20 protein-coding genes are annotated in these 17,435 nt (G+C 60.7%); all 20 read left to right on the top strand.

Translation table 11 applies throughout. The features are described from left to right. Nucleotides 1-3: 3 nt before the first annotated feature. The 20 genes from NWI01_RS05380 (at nt 4) to NWI01_RS05290 (ending at nt 17,338) form a co-directional block, all read left to right on the top strand. Entirely contained in the window at nt 4-1,242 is a 1,239-nt protein-coding gene (locus tag NWI01_RS05380) for a phage portal protein (protein ID WP_141382902.1), read from the top strand. Beyond that, a complete protein-coding gene (locus tag NWI01_RS05375; RefSeq protein ID WP_141382901.1) occupies nt 1,242-1,928 on the top strand; it encodes an HK97 family phage prohead protease in 687 nt (228 codons plus the stop codon). Before NWI01_RS05380 ends, NWI01_RS05375 begins: the two co-directional genes overlap by 1 nt. 9 nt (nt 1,929-1,937) lie before the next feature. Further along, nucleotides 1,938-3,221 carry a phage major capsid protein gene (locus tag NWI01_RS05370; RefSeq protein ID WP_141382900.1) on the top strand — a complete coding sequence of 428 codons (1,284 nt, stop codon included), beginning with the start codon at nt 1,938-1,940 and terminating at the stop codon, nt 3,219-3,221. Between the two features lie 61 nt (nt 3,222-3,282). Continuing rightward, the gene (locus NWI01_RS05365) at nt 3,283-3,669 is read left to right on the top strand and encodes a hypothetical protein (protein ID WP_141382899.1); all 387 of its coding nucleotides are present in this window, start codon (nt 3,283-3,285) and stop codon (nt 3,667-3,669) included. Between the two features lie 49 nt (nt 3,670-3,718). Then, nucleotides 3,719-4,315 (top strand): head-tail connector protein, encoded by a 597-nt coding sequence (locus tag NWI01_RS05360; protein ID WP_141382898.1) that lies wholly within the window; start codon nt 3,719-3,721, stop codon nt 4,313-4,315. 57 nt (nt 4,316-4,372) lie between these two features. Further along, nucleotides 4,373-4,513 (top strand): hypothetical protein, encoded by a 141-nt coding sequence (locus NWI01_RS18800; RefSeq protein WP_181410376.1) that lies wholly within the window; start codon nt 4,373-4,375, stop codon nt 4,511-4,513. A 1-nt stretch (nt 4,514) separates the two neighbouring features. Further along, nucleotides 4,515-4,859, top strand: a complete 345-nt coding sequence (locus NWI01_RS05355; RefSeq protein WP_141382897.1) for a head-tail adaptor protein — start codon at nt 4,515-4,517, stop codon at nt 4,857-4,859. Then, complete coding sequence (locus NWI01_RS05350; RefSeq protein WP_181410375.1) at nt 4,859-5,269, top strand: HK97 gp10 family phage protein; 411 nt, start codon at nt 4,859-4,861, stop codon at nt 5,267-5,269. Before NWI01_RS05355 ends, NWI01_RS05350 begins: the two co-directional genes overlap by 1 nt. After that, complete coding sequence (locus NWI01_RS05345) at nt 5,269-5,688, top strand: DUF3168 domain-containing protein (protein ID WP_141382895.1); 420 nt, start codon at nt 5,269-5,271, stop codon at nt 5,686-5,688. The genes NWI01_RS05350 and NWI01_RS05345 overlap by 1 nt, the downstream gene beginning before the upstream one ends. 69 nt (nt 5,689-5,757) lie before the next feature. Next, the gene (locus NWI01_RS05340; protein ID WP_141382894.1) at nt 5,758-6,453 is read left to right on the top strand and encodes a phage tail tube protein; all 696 of its coding nucleotides are present in this window, start codon (nt 5,758-5,760) and stop codon (nt 6,451-6,453) included. A gap of 4 nt (nt 6,454-6,457) precedes the next feature. After that, nucleotides 6,458-6,835 carry a hypothetical protein gene (locus NWI01_RS05335; RefSeq protein WP_141382893.1) on the top strand — a complete coding sequence of 126 codons (378 nt, stop codon included), beginning with the start codon at nt 6,458-6,460 and terminating at the stop codon, nt 6,833-6,835. 17 nt (nt 6,836-6,852) lie between these two features. Then, nucleotides 6,853-7,002, top strand: a complete 150-nt coding sequence (locus NWI01_RS05330; RefSeq protein WP_244613651.1) for a phage tail assembly chaperone — start codon at nt 6,853-6,855, stop codon at nt 7,000-7,002. Next, nucleotides 7,002-9,053: a tape measure protein gene (locus NWI01_RS05325; protein WP_141382891.1), complete on the top strand. Its 2,052-nt coding sequence runs from the start codon at nt 7,002-7,004 to the stop codon at nt 9,051-9,053. The genes NWI01_RS05330 and NWI01_RS05325 overlap by 1 nt, the downstream gene beginning before the upstream one ends. 2 nt (nt 9,054-9,055) lie before the next feature. Further along, nucleotides 9,056-9,769, top strand: coding sequence for a hypothetical protein (locus NWI01_RS05320; RefSeq protein WP_141382890.1), 714 nt, complete (start codon nt 9,056-9,058; stop codon nt 9,767-9,769). A gap of 6 nt (nt 9,770-9,775) precedes the next feature. After that, nucleotides 9,776-10,390 carry a hypothetical protein gene (locus NWI01_RS05315; RefSeq protein WP_141382889.1) on the top strand — a complete coding sequence of 205 codons (615 nt, stop codon included), beginning with the start codon at nt 9,776-9,778 and terminating at the stop codon, nt 10,388-10,390. Then, the gene (locus NWI01_RS05310) at nt 10,387-10,812 is read left to right on the top strand and encodes a DUF6950 family protein (protein ID WP_141382888.1); all 426 of its coding nucleotides are present in this window, start codon (nt 10,387-10,389) and stop codon (nt 10,810-10,812) included. Before NWI01_RS05315 ends, NWI01_RS05310 begins: the two co-directional genes overlap by 4 nt. Beyond that, complete coding sequence (locus tag NWI01_RS05305; RefSeq protein WP_141382887.1) at nt 10,805-12,397, top strand: phage tail protein; 1,593 nt, start codon at nt 10,805-10,807, stop codon at nt 12,395-12,397. Before NWI01_RS05310 ends, NWI01_RS05305 begins: the two co-directional genes overlap by 8 nt. Further along, nucleotides 12,394-13,347 carry a hypothetical protein gene (locus NWI01_RS05300; protein ID WP_141382886.1) on the top strand — a complete coding sequence of 318 codons (954 nt, stop codon included), beginning with the start codon at nt 12,394-12,396 and terminating at the stop codon, nt 13,345-13,347. Before NWI01_RS05305 ends, NWI01_RS05300 begins: the two co-directional genes overlap by 4 nt. A gap of 14 nt (nt 13,348-13,361) precedes the next feature. Then, complete coding sequence (locus NWI01_RS05295) at nt 13,362-15,860, top strand: hypothetical protein (protein ID WP_141382885.1); 2,499 nt, start codon at nt 13,362-13,364, stop codon at nt 15,858-15,860. A 215-nt stretch (nt 15,861-16,075) separates the two neighbouring features. After that, complete coding sequence (locus NWI01_RS05290) at nt 16,076-17,338, top strand: glycosyltransferase family 4 protein (RefSeq protein ID WP_244613650.1); 1,263 nt, start codon at nt 16,076-16,078, stop codon at nt 17,336-17,338. The last annotated feature ends 97 nt before the right edge of the window (nt 17,339-17,435 follow it).

Here is a 17,435-nt window from a genome sequence, read left to right as displayed (position 1 = left end):
TTTATGGGTTTCTGGAAACGACTTGTCGGCCGCGAACAGAAAGCGGCCTCGCTGGACGATCTCATGCGCCAGGTTTACGGCGGCGGCCGGGAATCCGGCTCCGGTGTCGTCGTCAACGTTCAGACGGCGCTCGAGGTCGCGACGGTGTTGGCCTGTTGCCGAGTGATCGCGGAAGGCGTGTCGCAAGTCCCGTTCAAGGTGTATCGCGATGCCGCGGCTGGTAGCGAGCCGGCGAAGGACCATCCAGTCTATCACCGTCTCTATCGGCGCCCGAATCCGTGGCAGACGAGTTTCGAGTTTCGCGAAACGTTGATGTTTCACATGATCTTGTGCGGGAACGCCTATGTTTTCGTCAATCGGGTTGGGTTGAAGCGAGAGGTTTCAGAGCTGATTCCGATCGAGCCGCATCGCGTCACGGTCAAGCAGAACAGGGACTATTCGCTCGAATACAAGGTGGCTGCCGCAGAAACAGGCGAGACCGCGGTATTCGGACAGGACGCCATCTGGCACCTTCGCGGCCCGTCGTGGAATTCGTGGATGGGCATGGATGCGACGAAACTCGCCCGCAATGCGATCGGCCTCGCAGTCACGCTTGAACAAGGGCAATCGGAATTCCAGAAGAACGGCGCTCAGCCGTCGTCGTCTTACTCGGTGAAGGACAAGCTTTCGCCGGAGCGATTTGAGTTTCTGGCGAAGTGGCTCGACCGACATGCGCCGGGTGGCGACCGGTACGGCAAGCCCGTGATCCTGGACAATGAGGCGAAATGGGCCGCGCAGATGATGAGCGCTGTCGATCAGCAGCTTATCGAGACCCGTAAATTCCAGATTGAAGAAATCTGCCGCGCATTTCGCGTCATGCCGATCATGGTTGGTCAGTCGGACAAGGCCGCTACCTATGCCAGCGCAGAGCAGATGTTTCTGGCGCACGTCGTTCACACGCTGGCGCCCTGGTATCAGCGAATTGAGCAATCGGCCGACGTCAACCTGTTCTCGGAAGAAGAACTGGCGGCAGGCTACTACACAAAGTTCATCCCGAACGCGCTGATGCGCGGCGCGGCGAAGGACCGTGCGGAGTTCTACGCCAAGGCGCTCGGGTCCGGAGGCTCCGGCGCCTGGATGACGCCCAACGAGGTCCGCGGGCTCGAGGAAATGGACCGCATTGAGGGTGGCGACGATCTGGCGAAGCCGATCGTCAACAAGCCTGCCAACCCGGCACCCAAGCCGGCGAGCGAGGAAGAGTAATGAAACGAGAGACCTTTCTCACCCCGCTTGAAGTCAAATTCGCGGGTGACGGTGAAACCATGTCGTTCTCGGGTTATGGCGCGCGCTTCGGCAATGTCGACGCCTACGGGGACGTGATCGCGCCCGGCGCGTTTGAAAAAACACTGAAAGATGCGCGATCTTCGGGCAACTGGCCGGCGATGTTGCTGCAGCACGGATCGTTTCTCGGTGGCGACGATAACATGCCGGTCGGCGTATGGACCGAAATGCGTGAGGACAGCAAGGGCCTGTATGTCGAAGGCCAGCTCGCACCGACCACACGCGGCAAAGACGCTTACACGCTCCTGAAAATGTCGCCGCGCCCGGCGATTAACGGCATGTCCATCGGATATCGGCCTGTCGAATGGTCGATGCGCGCCAAGCCGGAAGACCCGCGCCGGACGCTCAAGGCTGTCGAATTGCTGGAAGTGTCGCTGGTGACATTCCCGGCGAATGGAAAGGCGCGCGTCGAGGCCGTCAAATCGGCAGACAGCATCAAAACCATCAGAGAATTTGAGGAATTCCTACGGGATGTAGGTGGTTTCTCGAATGCAGCCGCCAAGGCCATCGCCGCCGGCGGTTTCAAGGCGAATCCTCGGGATGAGGACGCGAACATGGCCGCGATCGAGATCGTGCGCCGCAACCTGGCAATCCTCACTCGAAAATAGGAGGTCCGCATGGACCCGGAACTGAAGAAACTGCTCGATGAGCAGGGCGCGACCTTTGCTGCCTTCAAGTCGGCAAATGATGAAATGCAGGCCGAGATCAAGAAGCTTGGCGCGGCGGATGCCACGACCGTCGAGAAGGTCGAAAAGCTGAATGCTGCCCTCGACAAGATCCAGGACGAGGCCAAGAAGCGCGCCGACGACATCGAAACCAAGCTCAATCGCATCTCGCTCGGCGGCGGCAGTGACGCCGACAAGGACGAGATCAAGGCGGCGGCGCAGTTCGGCGCCGAGCGCGGCGAGCAGGTCGATCTCGAAGGCTACCGCGCCTACAAGGCCGGCTTCGTCGCTTACATGCGCAAGGGCGAGCGCCTTTCCATGGACGAGCGCAAGGCCATGTCGGTCGGGTCGGACCCGGATGGCGGTTACACCGTCGTCCCCGATGTCTCCGGCCGCATGATCAAGCGTGTCTATGAGACGACCCCGATGCGCCAGGTGGCATCCGTCGTCACTATCGGCACGGATCGACTGGAAGGCTTCAACGATCTCGGCGAAGGTACCGCCGGCTGGGTCGGTGAGACGCCGGCCCGTCCTGCCACCGGCACTCCGCAGCTCGGCAAGTGGGAAATCCCCGTGCACGAACTGTACGCCTTTCCGCAGGTCACGCAGAAGCTGTTGGACGACTCCATGTTCAACATCGAAAGCTGGCTCGCCGACAAGACGGCGGACAAGTTCGCTCGCACCGAAAACGCCGCGTTCCTCAACGGAACTGGCGTCGGTCAGCCGCGCGGCCTTCTGACCTATCCGACCGCGGCGACGGCGGACGCCTCCCGCGCGTGGGGCACATTTCAGCACATCCTCACCGGCACGGACGGCTCGTTCGGCACCAATCTCAACGGGGCCGACAAGTTGATCGACCTCGTTTATTCGCTCAAGTCGAAGTATCGCCAGAACGCGAATTTCATGATGTCGCGGGCGACGCTTGCCGGTATTCGCAAACTGAAGGACGGCCAGGGCGGCTATGTCTGGCAGCCGTCGCTCTCGGCGCTGTCTGGCGGGACGGTTCTCGGCTTCAACGTGGTTGAGGGCGAGGATATGCCAGTCATGGCGCAGGACAGTCTCTCGCTTGCGTTCGGTGACTTCCGCGAAGCCTACCAGATCGTGGATCGCGTCGGCATCCGCGTGCTGCGTGATGTCCTGACCAACAAGCCCTACGTCGGGTTTTACACGACCAAGCGCGTTGGCGGTGATGCGATCAGCTTTGAAGCCGTAAAGTTCCTGAAATTCGGCGATTGATGATCTGCGGGCGGCTTCGGCCGCCCGCTTCTCTCCATTCATATCATGAAAGGACACGCACATGCGTGATCTCGCTTCAAACATCAACGTCGTGGCATCTCTTGTCCCGGCAGTGCAGTCGGCCACGCTCAAGGGCACGGCTGTCGATCTCCGCGGCTACGATAGCGCAGCATTGGTCGTCAACACCGGGGCGATTGCTGGTGATGGGCTTTACGTCATCGCCATGCAGGAGAGCGACACGACTACGGACGGTGATTTTGCTGATGTGGACGATGCCGATCTGATCGGTGATCTTCCGGCGGCTCTTGAGGCATCTTCCGTCTATCGGCAGAGCTATATCGGCACGAAACGCTACATCCGCGCGGTCATCACCAAGACCTCCGGCACGTCGATCGCCGCCGGCGCCGTCGTGGTTCTCGGCCGCCCGGCACAGCGCCCTGTAGCCTGATGACCTGGAGCGGCTTTCGAGCCGCTCCCTCCTCTCTTTCGAGATTTCCATGCTTGCACCCGTCCGCACAGCAGCGCCAACCATCACGCCGGTCTCATTGGCTGAGGTGAAAGCGCATCTGCGTGTCGACCATACCGACGACGATGCAATGATCGGCGCGTTGCTGACGGCGGCGACCGAGCGTTTCGACGGGTGGACCGGGATCCTTGGCCGCTGCCTGGTCGAACAGACATGGCGGCAAGATTTCGAGTGCTTCTCAGACTGCCTGCGGTTGCCGCTGGCGCCGGTGCTGTCCATCGAGAGCATCACCTATTTCGACGGCGACAATGCGCAGCAGACGCTCGCCGCATCCGTCTACAACCTTTTCACCGATGCGCGTGGCCCGTATGTCGGCTTGAAGCCGGATCAGCCCTGGCCCGGCATTTATTCGCGGCGCGATGCGATCTCGGTCACGTTCAAGGCCGGATACGCTACGACGCCTGCTCAAGGTGAGACGCCTGCGCAGAGCACCGTGCCCGAGCCGATCAAGCTAGCGATCATCCTGCAGGTCAAATTGAACTACGACCCGCTGGAATCCGCGGTGCGCGAATCCTACCAGCGTGCGATCGATGCATTGGTCGCGCCGTTTCGCAGGGTGGGGGTATAAATGGCCCTTCCAAAGCCATCGGCGTCCGATCTAAAGATTAAGACGACCGAACGAGGCATGTTGCGCGTCTATTTTAAGGGCGAGCCGCTGCCTGGCGTCATTGGTATCGAATGCATTCAGGATGATCTGACGAGGCCGGCAGAAGTCAGGGTGACGTTCAGCGGCCGCGCTGTAGCACTTGATATCGAGGGCGCGTGAGGTGGGGAAGATCAGCGCGCCAAACCTCTATTACAAGGTGCATTGCCAGAAGCGCGTGGAGATTGACGACGGGGCAGGAAGCACGGTTGGCGATTTTGCGACGCAGTTTTCCGTCCGCGCCGGGTTCGCGCATCTGCGTGGCGGCGAGGCGGTCATCGCTTCGCGGCTTGAGAACAAGCATCCCGTGATCATCACCGTGCGCGCCTCGAGCCAGACGCGACAGATCAATTCGGACTGGCGGCTGGTCGATGCGCGTGACGGCACCGCCTGGGCGGTGCGGGACGTGACGCCAGAGACGGATCGACAGTGGGTTTCGCTGCTATGCGAACGCGGAGTGGCGGCCTGATGGCTATCAAGTCGAAATTCCTCGGCCGCGAGGCGGTCATGCGCAAGCTAAATGCGATGTTACCCGACGCAGAGCGCGAGCTGGCAGAGGCACAGATGGAGGTCGCGCGGGAAGCAGCCAGCCGGATCGAGGCCCGCGCCCCGGTCGGTGCAACGGGTGATTACAAGGGCAGCATCGAGGCTGATCGCATCGGCAATCGACCTCATCAGGAGTTAACGGGGATCCGGGAGACCAAGGACAAGAACGCGACCGCCGTGTTTGCCAAATTCACCTGGCGATTCCTCGAATTCGGCACTGTCAATATGACGGCGCGTCCACACATCTTTCCGACCTGGCGCGCCTATCGCAAGACTGCGCGCCGCAAGATGGCTGCCGCCGTGAATAAGGCTGTTCGCAGGGCAAAATCCTGATGGCATCTCCCTCGCTGGAACTACAGGGCGCAATCGTTGCGCGCCTCAAGGCTGACACCGCGGTTTCCGCGATCGTTGGGGCACGGGTCTATGACCATGTGCCGCGCGGCTCCGGCGGCGCGGTGACGGCAGATTTCCCGTTCGTCGGGATCGCTGATAGCGACGATCTGCAGGACGACGCAACCTGCGTGACCGGTTACGAGATCACCATGAATCTCGACATTTGGTCGCGGAAGCCCGGTTTCGTCGAGGCCAAGCAGATCGCGCACGCCGTCGTCAAATCGCTGCACAATTGGGATGCGTCGTTACCGACCCACAAGGTGATAACGCTTCAGCACCGCCAAACCCGCATTTTTCGTGATCCTGACGGCCTGACCAGCCATGGCGTGGTCGAAATGGTCGCCATCGTCACCGAGTAACTACTTGAAATATCCCAGCTTTGACCGCCCTGCGAGCCGCGGGGCGCTTTGTCGTGAAAGGACGCTCTCATGTCTCAGCAAAAAGGCCGATTGCTACTCATCAAGATCGGTGACGGCGAAATCCCGGAAGCCTTCGCCAATCTGTGCGGGCTGAAAACCCGCAGTTTCAATCTGTCGGCCAATGAGATCGATACCACCGTGCCGGATTGTGACAATCCAGGCGCCGCCGTGCAGAAGCAGTCGGAGCCCGGCATCGTCAACCGGACCTTCTCCGGATCTGGCGCTTTCATCAGCGGCGCAACTCAGGCGATCTTGATGGGCCACGTGCGCGGCGCCACGGTTTTCAACGCCCGGGTCGTGGTGCCAGGCGAGGGGACCTATGCCGGCTCCTGGATGGTGTCGGATTTCGAGTTTTCCGGCGAGATGGAAGGCAATATGGAGTTCTCGGCCACTTTCACCGCCGCCGGTCCGCTCACCTTCACGGCCGAAGCCGGTGCGCCGGTCAACACGTTGCTGCCGTCGATCGCCGGCATCGCCCAGGAAGGCCAGACCCTATCGGCGAACGTCGGCACCTGGACGCATTCGGCGGTGTTCACGTTCCAGTGGAAGCTCGATGGCGTGAATATCTCCGGCGCAACCGGGGAAACCTACGTTCCTGTCACCGGCGACGTCGGCAAGACCATCACGGTCGCCGTTACCGCCACCAACACGTCCGGCAGCGCGACCGCGACCAGCGGCGGCACCGCCGACGTGATCGCGGCGTAAGCGCATGGCACTGTCAGCAAATGGCGCGCGGGGCGAGGTGCCGCTCCGCGTCGGCTCTGTCGATCTGGTGATTGCCGCCGAGATCGGCAGGTTGGCTGCCGTCTCTACCGCGCTGGACTGTAAGTCGTTCGGCGACCTCTATCAGCGCCTGCTCGGCGTCGAGGTCGCGGCGACCATTGCCGGCGTTCAGCACCTCGCGGTCAAGGGCGACGGCGCGCGGGCCGCGGCGGAACTGACGCTTCCCGACTTCCCGGCCTGCGCCAAGGCATTTGCCGCCGCTCTCAGCCATCACCTCAAGGATTCCGAGGGAAAAGCCAAAGCCGGCGACGAAGGCGCGCCGGCGACGACCACGACAAGCCCTTCCCGTTCCGCGACTGGCTGAAAACCGCCATCGGCCCGATGGGCTGGCGGCCGGCCGACTTCTGGCAGGTGACCGTCACCGAGTTCTTCGATGCGGTCGATATCTTTAACGAAATGCACGCCGACCCTGAGAAAACCGAAGCGCCTGACGAAGATGAGATGACGAAGCTTCTGGAGAAGTACGGCTGATGGCTCAAGACCTCGAGCAGATGGTGCTTTCGATCTCGGCGGACACCCGCCAGATTCAGCGCGCGCTCAAGAAGCTGGAAGCGGACTCTCGCGCCAGCACCAAGAACATCGAGAAGCAGTTCGACGGCCTCGGCAAGAAGGTGAGCGGGTCCTTCGCGGGGCTCGGCAAAGGCATGGTCGGCGCCCTCGCGGCTGCCTTCTCCCTCCGCGAGGCGCAGAAATTTATCGATACCGCCACGCGTATCGACAACGCCTTGAAGGTCGCCGGCCTCTCCGGCGAGCAGCTCACCAAGGTCTATGACGCGCTGTTCGTGTCGGCGCAGAAGAACGCCGCGCCGCTCGAGGCATTGGTGCAGCTCTATGGCCGGGCCAGCCTGGTTCAGAAGGAGCTTGGCGTCTCGACGGAACAGCTGCTCAAGTTCACCGACAACGTGGCCGTCGCGCTGCGCGTGTCAGGAAAATCGGCGGCGGAATCGTCCGGCGCGCTGTTGCAGCTATCGCAGGCGCTCGGCTCCGGGGTGGTGCGCGCCGAGGAATTCAACTCGATGCTGGAAGGCGCGTTGCCTATTGTGCAGGCCGCGGCCAACGGCATTACCGAGGCCGGCGGTTCAGTCTCGAAGCTCCGGCAGTTGGTGGTCGATGGCAAGGTGTCGTCGGCGGCGTTCTTCAAGGGATTCCAGGCCGGCGCCGTGATGCTCAACCAACAGGTTGCCGGCGCGTCACTCACAGTGGCGCAAGGATTTGAGCGGCTTCAGAATTCCGCCGTCGACGCGGCGAGGCGTATCAACGACGCCAGCGGCGCCAGCAGAGCGGCAACATCGGCGCTGGACACGCTGTCCGCCGCGGTGACCAAGCTCGCTGATGCCTTCACGTCGTTGGCGAGTAGCAAAAGCCTCCAGGACACCAATAGAGGCTTGGACGCCCTGGGCGCGGCCGCGCAGAATCTCTGGAATGATCCATCGTTTCAGAACCTCTATCGGTTTCTGTTCGACACCTCCGGCTCACTCGCTCAACGGGCTGCCGGCGATGCAATCGCCAGCCGGGCGGAAGGGTTCAATGCGTTGCGCAAGGCCATGTCGGCCGCCAACGCGGAGGCGGACAAGGCTGCGGCCAAGAAGTCTACGGCGTCGAGCAGGTTTGACGATGCCTTTTCGCCGTTCGCGACCAAGAAAGTCAGCCTTGCGGACAACCCGGTGACGGCTGCGGCGAAGAAGGGCGGCGGGGCCGGCTCCGATCGCGACACCTTCGAGCGCCGCTTGGCGATGACGCAGCGCCAGATCGACCTGATGGGCGTTGAGGCGTCGACCATCGACCAGACTGCGACGGCGCGGGAACGCGCTCGCGTCGTGGTCGAGCTGGAAACCGCCGCACGGGAAGCCAATCACCGCGCCGGAAAGTCCAACACCGAGGTCACCGAGGCGCAGCGAGCAAAGATAAACGAGTTGGCCGACGCCTATGCCAAGGCGCGCGGCCAGCTCGAACAGTTGAATGGCCCTCTCGCCACCTTCGCGCGGGAGTCATCCAACATCGGGCAGCAGCTGGAATATGTGGCCGTCCAATCGCTCGACCGGATGAGCGACGAATTGGCCGACGTCATCACCGGGACGCGCTCGGTTGCCGACGCCTTCAAATCGATGTCAAACCTGATCCTTCATGAACTGGCGAGGATAGCGATCAAGAAGGCGATCCTTGGACCGATTGCCGGGATGCTGGGTGGCGGGGGAGGTAGCAGCATTCTGTCAGCGATCCCGAAGTTCGCGAACGGCACGAATTTCGCGCCGGGCGGCATGGCGATCGTGGGTGAACGTGGTCCGGAGCTGGTAAACCTGCCTCGCGGTTCCGAGGTGGTGCCGAATTACAGGCTCCCGAAACCTGGCCGTAGCGCGCCAACGCAGACCTTCGCGCCGGTCTATCAGATCGACGCGCGCGGAGCCGACGCGGGGGCCGTGGATCGGATCAGGGGCGTTCTGGCACAGCACGCCAAGGCGATAGCGGGGCAGAGCAGGGCGATGCAGAGCGCCCAGCGCTTCCAGTCGACCGGAGTTGCATAGTCGTGGCTGTTCCGGAATTCTCAGCATCGCTCATGCGGGAGCGGTCGGGGTCGTGGCAGATACTGTCATCGACGGCTTCTGTCGGTCAATCGGCGCAGGGCGCGTTCCCTCGCGTAACGACCAGCGGCGGCGGATTGTGGAAGTGTGAATACGGCTCGATCAATTTACGCACGCCGGATCACGTCCGCGCCTGGCGCGCGCTGGAGGTCCTGTGCGACGGCGGCTCAGCGCCGATCATCGTGCCGATGTGCGACAAGCGCCACTTCCCGGCGCCGATTGTAGATGGGAAGCCTCTCTACGCGATCGGAGCCGTGCCGCACTCCGATGGTGCGCTCTTCGACGACGGGGCGGGATATGCCCAGAACATCGTCGACGCGTCTGTTCTGCTGGACGCGCCGTTGCGGGCCGTCAGCCTCGCACTGTCATTCGCCGCTGGCGGCCCGCTGCGCGGCGGCGAGTTCTTCTCGATCGAGCACCCGACGCAAGGCTGGCATCTGTATGAGGTCGGCACGGTCGATGATCAAGGCGGAGGCAACTCCGTGATCACCTTCCGCCCGCCGCTCCGGGAGGCGGTGACGGCAGGGACGTATCTCGAATTCGACCGGCCGCGTTGCGTCATGATGCTCGCCGACCCGAATGTGATGAAGCTGACATTGTCGATGCGCCGCTTTGCTGACCCGGATGTCAGCTTCGTCGAATATTTCTATCCGGTCTGATCTGTCATGAATCTTTCGCAAGATGAACTGGCCGCGCTGGCCAGGAATTCCGCGCGCATCGGCGTGTTTTTCCGCCTGGAAACGGACCCGGTCGTCAGGTTGTGGCTGGGCGTTGGACCTTTCGAGACGACGCAACCCGACGTGCTCGATGAAGCCGGAGCAAAATACAACGGCTTCGGCGAGGTCGGCAGCCTGCCCGCCCTCAAGCAGATGATCAACGGCGCGGCGCAGCGAGTGGATTTCACCATCAGCGGCGTGACCGGCGAGATTCTTCAGATCGCATCTGGCGGCGATGCACAGCAGGTCAAGGGGAAGCGTGTTTCTGTCGGCTTCGCGGTGATGGGCGAAGACTGGTCTCTCCTTGGCCCGATCAAATGGATTCAGAACTACACCGCCGACTACCTCGCTATCCAGCAAGTGTCGCCGACTGAGGTCGGGCAATCGACCGTCAGAACCGTCACACTTTCCGCGGGGACACTTATGACCGGCCGCCGGCGGCCGGGATTGGCCTATTTCACGAACCAGGACCAGCGGGCCAGATATCCGACCGACTACTTCTGCGAGCGCACGCCGCTCTACGCTAACGGGTTCAACAAGACGTGGCCACGGCTGTCAGCATGACGCTCCCTGAATTCTTCGAATCCGTGCTTCGCAAGCGCTGGTCACCGGGAACGTGGGATTGCTCGACTTTCATGGCGGATTGGGTTGTCAACGTGTGTGGGCGCGATCCGATCGCTGATGTCCGTGGCACGTATTCTTCGGAGCGCGAGTTTCAGCGCATCGTCGCTCGCGAGGGCGGCTTTCTAGAAGCCTGTCATTCGCGCCTGACCGCGGTTGGAATGCGGCCCACGGAAACACCCGTTGCGGGCGATATCGTCGCGGTCGATGCACCTTACTCGGCGGGCGGCGAGATACGGCGCCGGCCGACCGGTGCGATCTGCGCCGCGCCACGGTGCTATGCCGTTGTGACATCGGACATGGGTTTGGTGGTGGACAACGACGACAGGCTTCCAATGCTGCGGGCGTGGACGTTCGATGGCTGAAACGATCGGAACCATACTGATCGCGAGCGTCGCGCCAGGGGCGATCACGGGGATCGGTTTCGGCTCAGCGATCAGCGGTGCGTCATTTCTCGGCGTGAGTCTGGCGACCGCAGTCGGTACTGCAACCATCCTCGGCACGTCAATCGGGCTGAACTATGCGTTGCGGCCGGATGTGCCGAAGCCGGAGAACGGGTCTCACCCGCTTAAGCAGGGAATCCCGCCGCGCATCCGGGGCTATGGCCGCAACCGGCTGGCCGGCTATTACATGCTGTTCGAGGAGGCCGACAAGAACTCCTACGACGTGATGGCGGTCCATTCCGGGCGCGTTGCCGCTGTCGTGAACATGTACCTGCATGACGATCTGGTGGTGTTCGACCACGGCGCAACCGACGCCATACGTCCGGCATTCGCTGATGACGGCCGCTACGGCCCTGCCGGCAACGTCAGGGTTCACTTCGGCTACGGCGACGGGTCAACTCAAAGCTTCTTCGGTGTCGGGCCAAGCGGCGGCATATGGGACCCCGCCACGCATTTCGGCATCGGCATCTTCTGGGCATCCCTTTATTGCCAAGGTCAAGAAATCAAGCCCGAGGATTACACGGAGATCTACCCGCGCGGGCTTCCTGTTCTTTCCCTCGTGCTCGATTGCTCGCCGGTATGGGATCCGCGCGACCCGACGCAAAGCCGGCTGGATTCCTCGACGTGGAAGATTTCCTACAACCCCGTCCTGCAACTGCTCGACTATCTCACCCAGGTCGACGGGTGCATGGGGCTGGATTTCGATATCCTGTTTCCAACGCCGGCGCATCTCGCCTTGTGGATGCACGAAGCGGACCTTTGCGACGAACGGGTCGCAACTCCGGGCGACACCGAGCCGCGCTACACGTCTAACGGATGGTACCAGTTCGACAACAAGCCCGAGGATATCGTCAATTCGATCCTGGCTACTTGCGACGGATGGTTGGCTGAGGCCGGCGATGGCTCGCTCGCGCTCAAGGTCGGGGTGTATCGAGAGCCGACCGTTACCATAGCAGCCAATCACATCATCGACTTCAACCTCAATTACGGGCAAGCCGACGAGCAGGCCGTCAATCAACTCAACATATCTCACACCGACCCGAACTCGGGCTATGTGGAGGTTCAGGCCGAGCCTTACCGGGACGAAGAGTCGATATCGCTCACGGGGATGACGCGGTCTCAGTCCCTCGATCTGAAATGGACGCAGACCGAGACGCAGGCGCGGCGGCTGGCTGAGCGGGCGATGAGGCGTCTCAACACGCCCTTGAGCGGGACAATCACAACGACGTTGTACGGCCTTGCCGCGCTCGGCGAGCGTTGGGTCAGAATTCAATATCCCTTCGTGTCCGGGCTTCAGGACTCGGTCATCGAGATTCAGGACGCCGACATCGATCTGATGGCCGGGCGGATCACGTTCACCTTCATCCTCGTGTTCCCCGAAATTCTTGAACCCTACGATCCGGAGGCCGGCGGCGAAACGCCCGTCATCCCGCCGAGCATCAAGCGCGAGGATGGGTCGAGTCTGTTCCGCGAGGATGGATCGCTCTACATAAGAGAAGAAGCATGACCGGAAAGATATCGGAAGACCCGGATAGGGTCGTCAACGGAACCGAGAAGTTCGCCGCTGCTGCCAGCGGCAGTAACTTCGGCATTCTCGCATCGTCGATTGCGACCTATCTCGCGTCGCTCGCACAGACGCTCACGAACAAGACCATCGACGCCGCCAATAACACGATCAGCGGCCTGACGACGGCGATGTTCGCGACGAGTGTTGTCGACACTGACAGTGCTTTTACAGCCGACAGCAACACGCGACTTCCGACGCAGAAGGCGGTCAAGACGGCGCTATCAGGCAAGGCGGACACATCGTCGCTCGCGGCCCTCGCCATGTCGCTCGGCGCAATGGCGACCAAGGATGATGTCGGGGTCGACGACATCGACGCGACGGGAACACCATCCTCGTCCACCTACCTGCGCGGCGACGGGTCGTGGCAGACGCCGGCCGGCGGGGGCGGTGGCATCGAGGGGCCTGTATCGTCGACCGACAGCGGGTTCGCCCGCTGGAATGGGACAGACGGCAGCGCCTTGAAGGACGGCGCCGCCACCATCGCGCTCGGCTCGGAAGTGTCCGGAACGCTGCCGGTTGCAAATGGGGGGACGGGTTACACCGGTGGGGCTTTTACAACGGCGTCGGGGGCCGTTCTGAAAAACCAGGGCGGAACGAACTTCGGCGCGGGCAGCTTCGCCTACAGCTACATCATCATAGGTAAGCTCTGCATCGTTTCGGGTCGAGCGACCGTAACGACGTTGGCGCCAAACTCCGGATCGGATCAGGTTTCAATTCCGCTTCCCGTCAATTCGCTTTCGAACGGGTCGTTCACATGCCGCAACACGGCCAACGGTCGGATCGCTGATGGCCGCACGATCGCGACCTCGCCAACAGCGCTAATCTACGACAGCGTCGGGCTCACCAACGGTGCCTACTTCGATTTTACGATCGTCTATGAGACGGTATAACCGAGAGAGATGATATGACCGAGTTGACGGCTGCCGAGGTCTGGCGCGACTACAACATAAACGGCGTGCCTGCCAGTGGGGCGCACAAGCCCAACAAGCGCGAGATTCGCGCCTGGGGTACCAAGCTGCAAGCTGATATTGCAGCGGGGTTTGAAGCCATCAACCTTAGCTACGCCTCCCGCGCGGCTCTTTTCGCCAATCTCGTTCCTGTCGCCAACTCGCTTGCACAGGTCCGTGGCGACAGCACCGCAGCCTACAACGGCCTCTACAAAAAGGCCGGTGCGGGCGGGACGGGCTCCTGGACACGCATCGCTGACTTGCCTGGGGATTATGTGATCCTCGCCACAGGCGGCACCGCAAATGCGATCGAGGCGACCATTGTTCCGGGTCTTCCGACTACGCCCGGACAGCACACATATATCTTTACGCCGTTAGCTGCGAATACCGGGGCCGTCACGATCTCCGTCGAAGGCGGAGAGCCGGTCACAGTCAAGAGCGCATTCGGCACTGAGCTTGCCGAAAATTCACTCTTGGCAGGATTGACGCAGCTTATGCTGTGGTCGGTGGATCATTACACGCTGTTGATGCCGGTCGCTGTTGATGCCGATGCAATTCTTGCGACAGTAGTCGCGGCGAAAGATGTTGCGGAAGAAGCGCGCGACGAAGCTGTCTCGGCGGCTGCGGGCGTCAGCCTGCCATCGATCGTGTCGGGGAGCGCCGGCAAGATTCTACAAGTCAACGCCGATGAAACCGCGCACGAGCTGGTCGCAGTGGCCGACGTTGCTGCCCGCACATTCGGGCTGAAAGCCCTGCTGTCGGCGGCCGATTGGGCCGATGTACGCGACGCGACGAACGTGCGCGACATCATTTCGCCGCTGAACGCCAAGATTTCCGAACTCGCTGGCACCTACCCTGGATGCACCATTGATGCGCGGGCATTGCGCGGCGAAGTGGAAGCCGAGATTGATCTTTTCGACGGCATCAGCGCGGCCAACATCCACCTGGTCACGGGCGCGGTGACGCTGAAGAAGGAAATGAACATCGGCATTGCCGGCGCGGGGGCGTTCCGACGCCCGTCCTATCTTCATTGGGAAATGCATGGCACCATCATCAAGCCCTTGACTGCGGTCACCGGGAACATCGCAAGCCCCAACGACACCGAGAAGGCCATGCTTTCAAGCTGGCTTGGTCAGACGACCGGGACCGGAGTGTATAACACCGCGTCCGTGACGGTTGATGACCCGTCAATCTTCGAGCCAGGAGCGCGCATCGCGATCGAGGGGATTTACCCGGATTCGAGCGTGACTCATAATCTTGCCGGAAACATCAATTCCAGCGTGACGACGTTCAATCTTAGCGGTGATGTTTCACGCACGATCCACGGCGGGCATGTCTACCTCGCGGTAGACGACGAGGTTATTCTCGGCGCGATCTCTACCTCTGGCGTTGTAACGGTCACGCAGCGCGGCGCGAATGGGACGACGCCGGCGTCGCACACATCGGGAACTCCGACCTTTTGGGCCAACTCCTTCGTCACAACCGTTGTGTCGGTTGTCGGTAGCGTCGTGACGATTTCAAATTCGCTTCCGAACCATTTCACCGACGCCGTGATCCACGTAGGCGCGACAGGTCACAGGGTGTCGGGTGAGTACATCATCGACGGCGAATTCTATGACGATCCGGGCCGACCAGATGCTTTCTATCAGTGCATGGGCTCGGTGCTGAGTACCCATTGCACCGTGAGCGGTCGCGGTGTGCTTCGAGCCGCGCCGTTCGCCGGCCTTTTTGAATATGCAACAGCGCACAACCGGATAAGTGTCGATGAGATTTCATCCATAGGGCGCGTGTCGGCCTCGCTCGGCGGTGGCATTTGGGTTTTTGCCCAAAACTTCCGCACCGATGTTCGATGCCGTCGGCTTCAGCGCGCCGCAACCGGTGCCCTCATCGATGATAAGTCAGAAAGCGCTGACTTTTTCGGCTTGGCGCGACCGAACAACCAATGCTCGATCGACGTTGATCACGCCACCAACCTCGCCACGGGCTTTAGTGTCTCAGGCTCTCGCGACTGTCGTATTCGCTTCGGGTTTCTGAGCGCCGATGTGGCGGGCATCATGGACAACAACGAGGGGCAGCGCACTTCGTTGTTGTCGGATATCCGCAGTAACGTGGTGACGATCGAAGCCGACAATTGCGGGGCAGGAGTGAGTGGCAACATTCTGAACAAAGATGGAAACCGCGTCATTCGCGGGAGCCTTGCCCCGTTTTTTTCGTCAATTGCGATGCCATCGACCAACATCCCCACGACCGGAATCGATGTTAACCTCGACGTGCCGGGGGCTGCTTCAAATGCTTTTGTCGAAGCAAACTTTCAATTTACGCCGACCGGCGGCATCGGCATCGCCTACGCTCGCGTGACGGCCACCAACACCGTCAAAGTGTATTTTACCAATTCCAGCGGGTCTCCGGTAAACGGTGTGTCCGGCAATATCCTATTCAAAATTACGAACCGGTAAGGAATATGGTCAGCCATCCTGAAGCTGGCTCTGATCCTGAGCAAATCGTCCTGCGAGAAGTCCCCAGGCGAGTGCAGTGGGGCGGTCATAATGGATTTTGCGGTAGAAGTAACAACCGGGGAACACTATAAGAAGCCACGCTACAGCGAGCGTTTCGGCAATCCAGCATAGTTTTCTTGCGCACGCGGTATTCATTCTAACATTTTGAGTAGTCAATGAATTCATCGACGATGGTTGGGAGCGATAGTAAAAGCATTCGGGTGCTCTACGTTGATGGGGTGGGCCCGTTTGGTGGAGCTTCTCGGAGCTTGTATGAGGCGATCAGATCTCTGCCGCCTGGTTCTGTTGAAGGGTACTTTGTGGCAGCCGATGGCACGGCCCTCGAATATTATCGAAAGCTGGCGAAAGATATGGTTGTCACGCGTGGATTAACACGTTTCGATAATACTCAGTATAGCCACTACAGAGGCGCTCGCTGGCTGGTCCTGCTTCGGGAAGCGTTTCATTTGCCATATACACTGGCGAGTATTGTTCGAGCGAAGCGCAGGTGGCGAAGCATTGACGTCATTCATGTCAACGAGGTTACGGAGATCATACCTGGCCTGGTCGCGCGCCTGATCTTTAGGGCGCCGATGATCGTTCATGTGAGGTCGCCGCAGAATAATGTCGTTAGGAGCAAGCGATCAAAACTAATCCGGTCGATTCTGCGCTCGCAAGCTGTCATGGTAATCGCGATTGATGAGACCGTGCGGTCTTCGCTGCCACAAGATATTGACGTCGAAGTCTTGCATAATTCCTTTTCACGGGCTTCGGATCGTCCCGACCCCCCTTTTAAGGAGAAGTTAGACAAGGCACTGATGGGCGGGATGTTCACGGTTGGATATGTCGGAAGCCTGCACGTCTCTAAGGGTATTATGGACTTAGTGGAGGCGGCAAAGATCGTTTGCGACAAACGACGCGATATTCAGTTCGCTATCGTTGGCGGCATGACGGACGATGATCGAAGTTTAAGAGCAAGAGCATTGGCTGCACTCGGCTTAGCTCAGAATATCGGATCAGATGTAGTGAACAAGATAAGCGAGTATGGGATCGGAACGCACTTCCATCTTCTTGGACCAACATGTGATATTTCGGTCGCTTATGATGCCTTCGACGTTCTGGCTTTTCCCTCGCACCTCAAAGCCGCTGGGCGACCTGTTTTTGAAGCTGCGTTTGCAGGGGTTCCCAGCATTGTTGCGGTTGAGGATCCGAAACCTGACACGCTGGTTCATGGCGAAACAGGGCTATCGGTTCCAGAGAAGTCTCCGAAGGCGCTCGCGGAGGCGATATGCTACCTCGCTGATAACCGAATCAAGTCCGCAAAGATGGGGCAGAGCGCCCGTCTACTTGCAGAGAAGAATTTTAATCCGGTTTCGAATTCTGCGCGGCTTCTGGAGATGTATAGGCGCGCGCATTACGCGCGGGCACTGGCGCAGTGAGGCGTCTTGGCAAAGACGGCCGTATCGGACTATTAGTGGGAACACAACAAACGGGGCCGCGATGAGTCCGGACATTTCCGTAGTTATCGCCGTAAAG

This window comes from Nitrobacter winogradskyi, assembly GCF_006539545.1.
Classification (GTDB): domain Bacteria; phylum Pseudomonadota; class Alphaproteobacteria; order Rhizobiales; family Xanthobacteraceae; genus Nitrobacter; species Nitrobacter winogradskyi_A.
This window is presented reverse-complemented; position numbering and strand designations above follow the sequence as displayed.

Bases quoted from the DNA above. Each gene is read 5' to 3' on its own strand.
- NWI01_RS05380 (WP_141382902.1), top strand. From the start codon at position 4: ATGGGTTTCTGGAAACGACTTGTCGGCCGCGAACAGAAAGCGGCCTCG.
- NWI01_RS05375 (WP_141382901.1), top strand. From the start codon at position 1,242: ATGAAACGAGAGACCTTTCTCACCCCGCTTGAAGTCAAATTCGCGGGT.
- NWI01_RS05370 (WP_141382900.1), top strand. From the start codon at position 1,938: ATGGACCCGGAACTGAAGAAACTGCTCGATGAGCAGGGCGCGACCTTT.
- NWI01_RS05365 (WP_141382899.1), top strand. From the start codon at position 3,283: ATGCGTGATCTCGCTTCAAACATCAACGTCGTGGCATCTCTTGTCCCG.
- NWI01_RS05360 (WP_141382898.1), top strand. From the start codon at position 3,719: ATGCTTGCACCCGTCCGCACAGCAGCGCCAACCATCACGCCGGTCTCA.
- NWI01_RS18800 (WP_181410376.1), top strand. From the start codon at position 4,373: ATGTTGCGCGTCTATTTTAAGGGCGAGCCGCTGCCTGGCGTCATTGGT.
- NWI01_RS05350 (WP_181410375.1), top strand. From the start codon at position 4,859: ATGGCTATCAAGTCGAAATTCCTCGGCCGCGAGGCGGTCATGCGCAAG.
- NWI01_RS05345 (WP_141382895.1), top strand. From the start codon at position 5,269: ATGGCATCTCCCTCGCTGGAACTACAGGGCGCAATCGTTGCGCGCCTC.
- NWI01_RS05340 (WP_141382894.1), top strand. From the start codon at position 5,758: ATGTCTCAGCAAAAAGGCCGATTGCTACTCATCAAGATCGGTGACGGC.
- NWI01_RS05335 (WP_141382893.1), top strand. From the start codon at position 6,458: ATGGCACTGTCAGCAAATGGCGCGCGGGGCGAGGTGCCGCTCCGCGTC.
- NWI01_RS05330 (WP_244613651.1), top strand. From the start codon at position 6,853: ATGGGCTGGCGGCCGGCCGACTTCTGGCAGGTGACCGTCACCGAGTTC.
- NWI01_RS05325 (WP_141382891.1), top strand. From the start codon at position 7,002: ATGGCTCAAGACCTCGAGCAGATGGTGCTTTCGATCTCGGCGGACACC.
- NWI01_RS05315 (WP_141382889.1), top strand. From the start codon at position 9,776: ATGAATCTTTCGCAAGATGAACTGGCCGCGCTGGCCAGGAATTCCGCG.
- NWI01_RS05310 (WP_141382888.1), top strand. From the start codon at position 10,387: ATGACGCTCCCTGAATTCTTCGAATCCGTGCTTCGCAAGCGCTGGTCA.
- NWI01_RS05305 (WP_141382887.1), top strand. From the start codon at position 10,805: ATGGCTGAAACGATCGGAACCATACTGATCGCGAGCGTCGCGCCAGGG.
- NWI01_RS05300 (WP_141382886.1), top strand. From the start codon at position 12,394: ATGACCGGAAAGATATCGGAAGACCCGGATAGGGTCGTCAACGGAACC.
- NWI01_RS05295 (WP_141382885.1), top strand. From the start codon at position 13,362: ATGACCGAGTTGACGGCTGCCGAGGTCTGGCGCGACTACAACATAAAC.
- NWI01_RS05290 (WP_244613650.1), top strand. From the start codon at position 16,076: ATGAATTCATCGACGATGGTTGGGAGCGATAGTAAAAGCATTCGGGTG.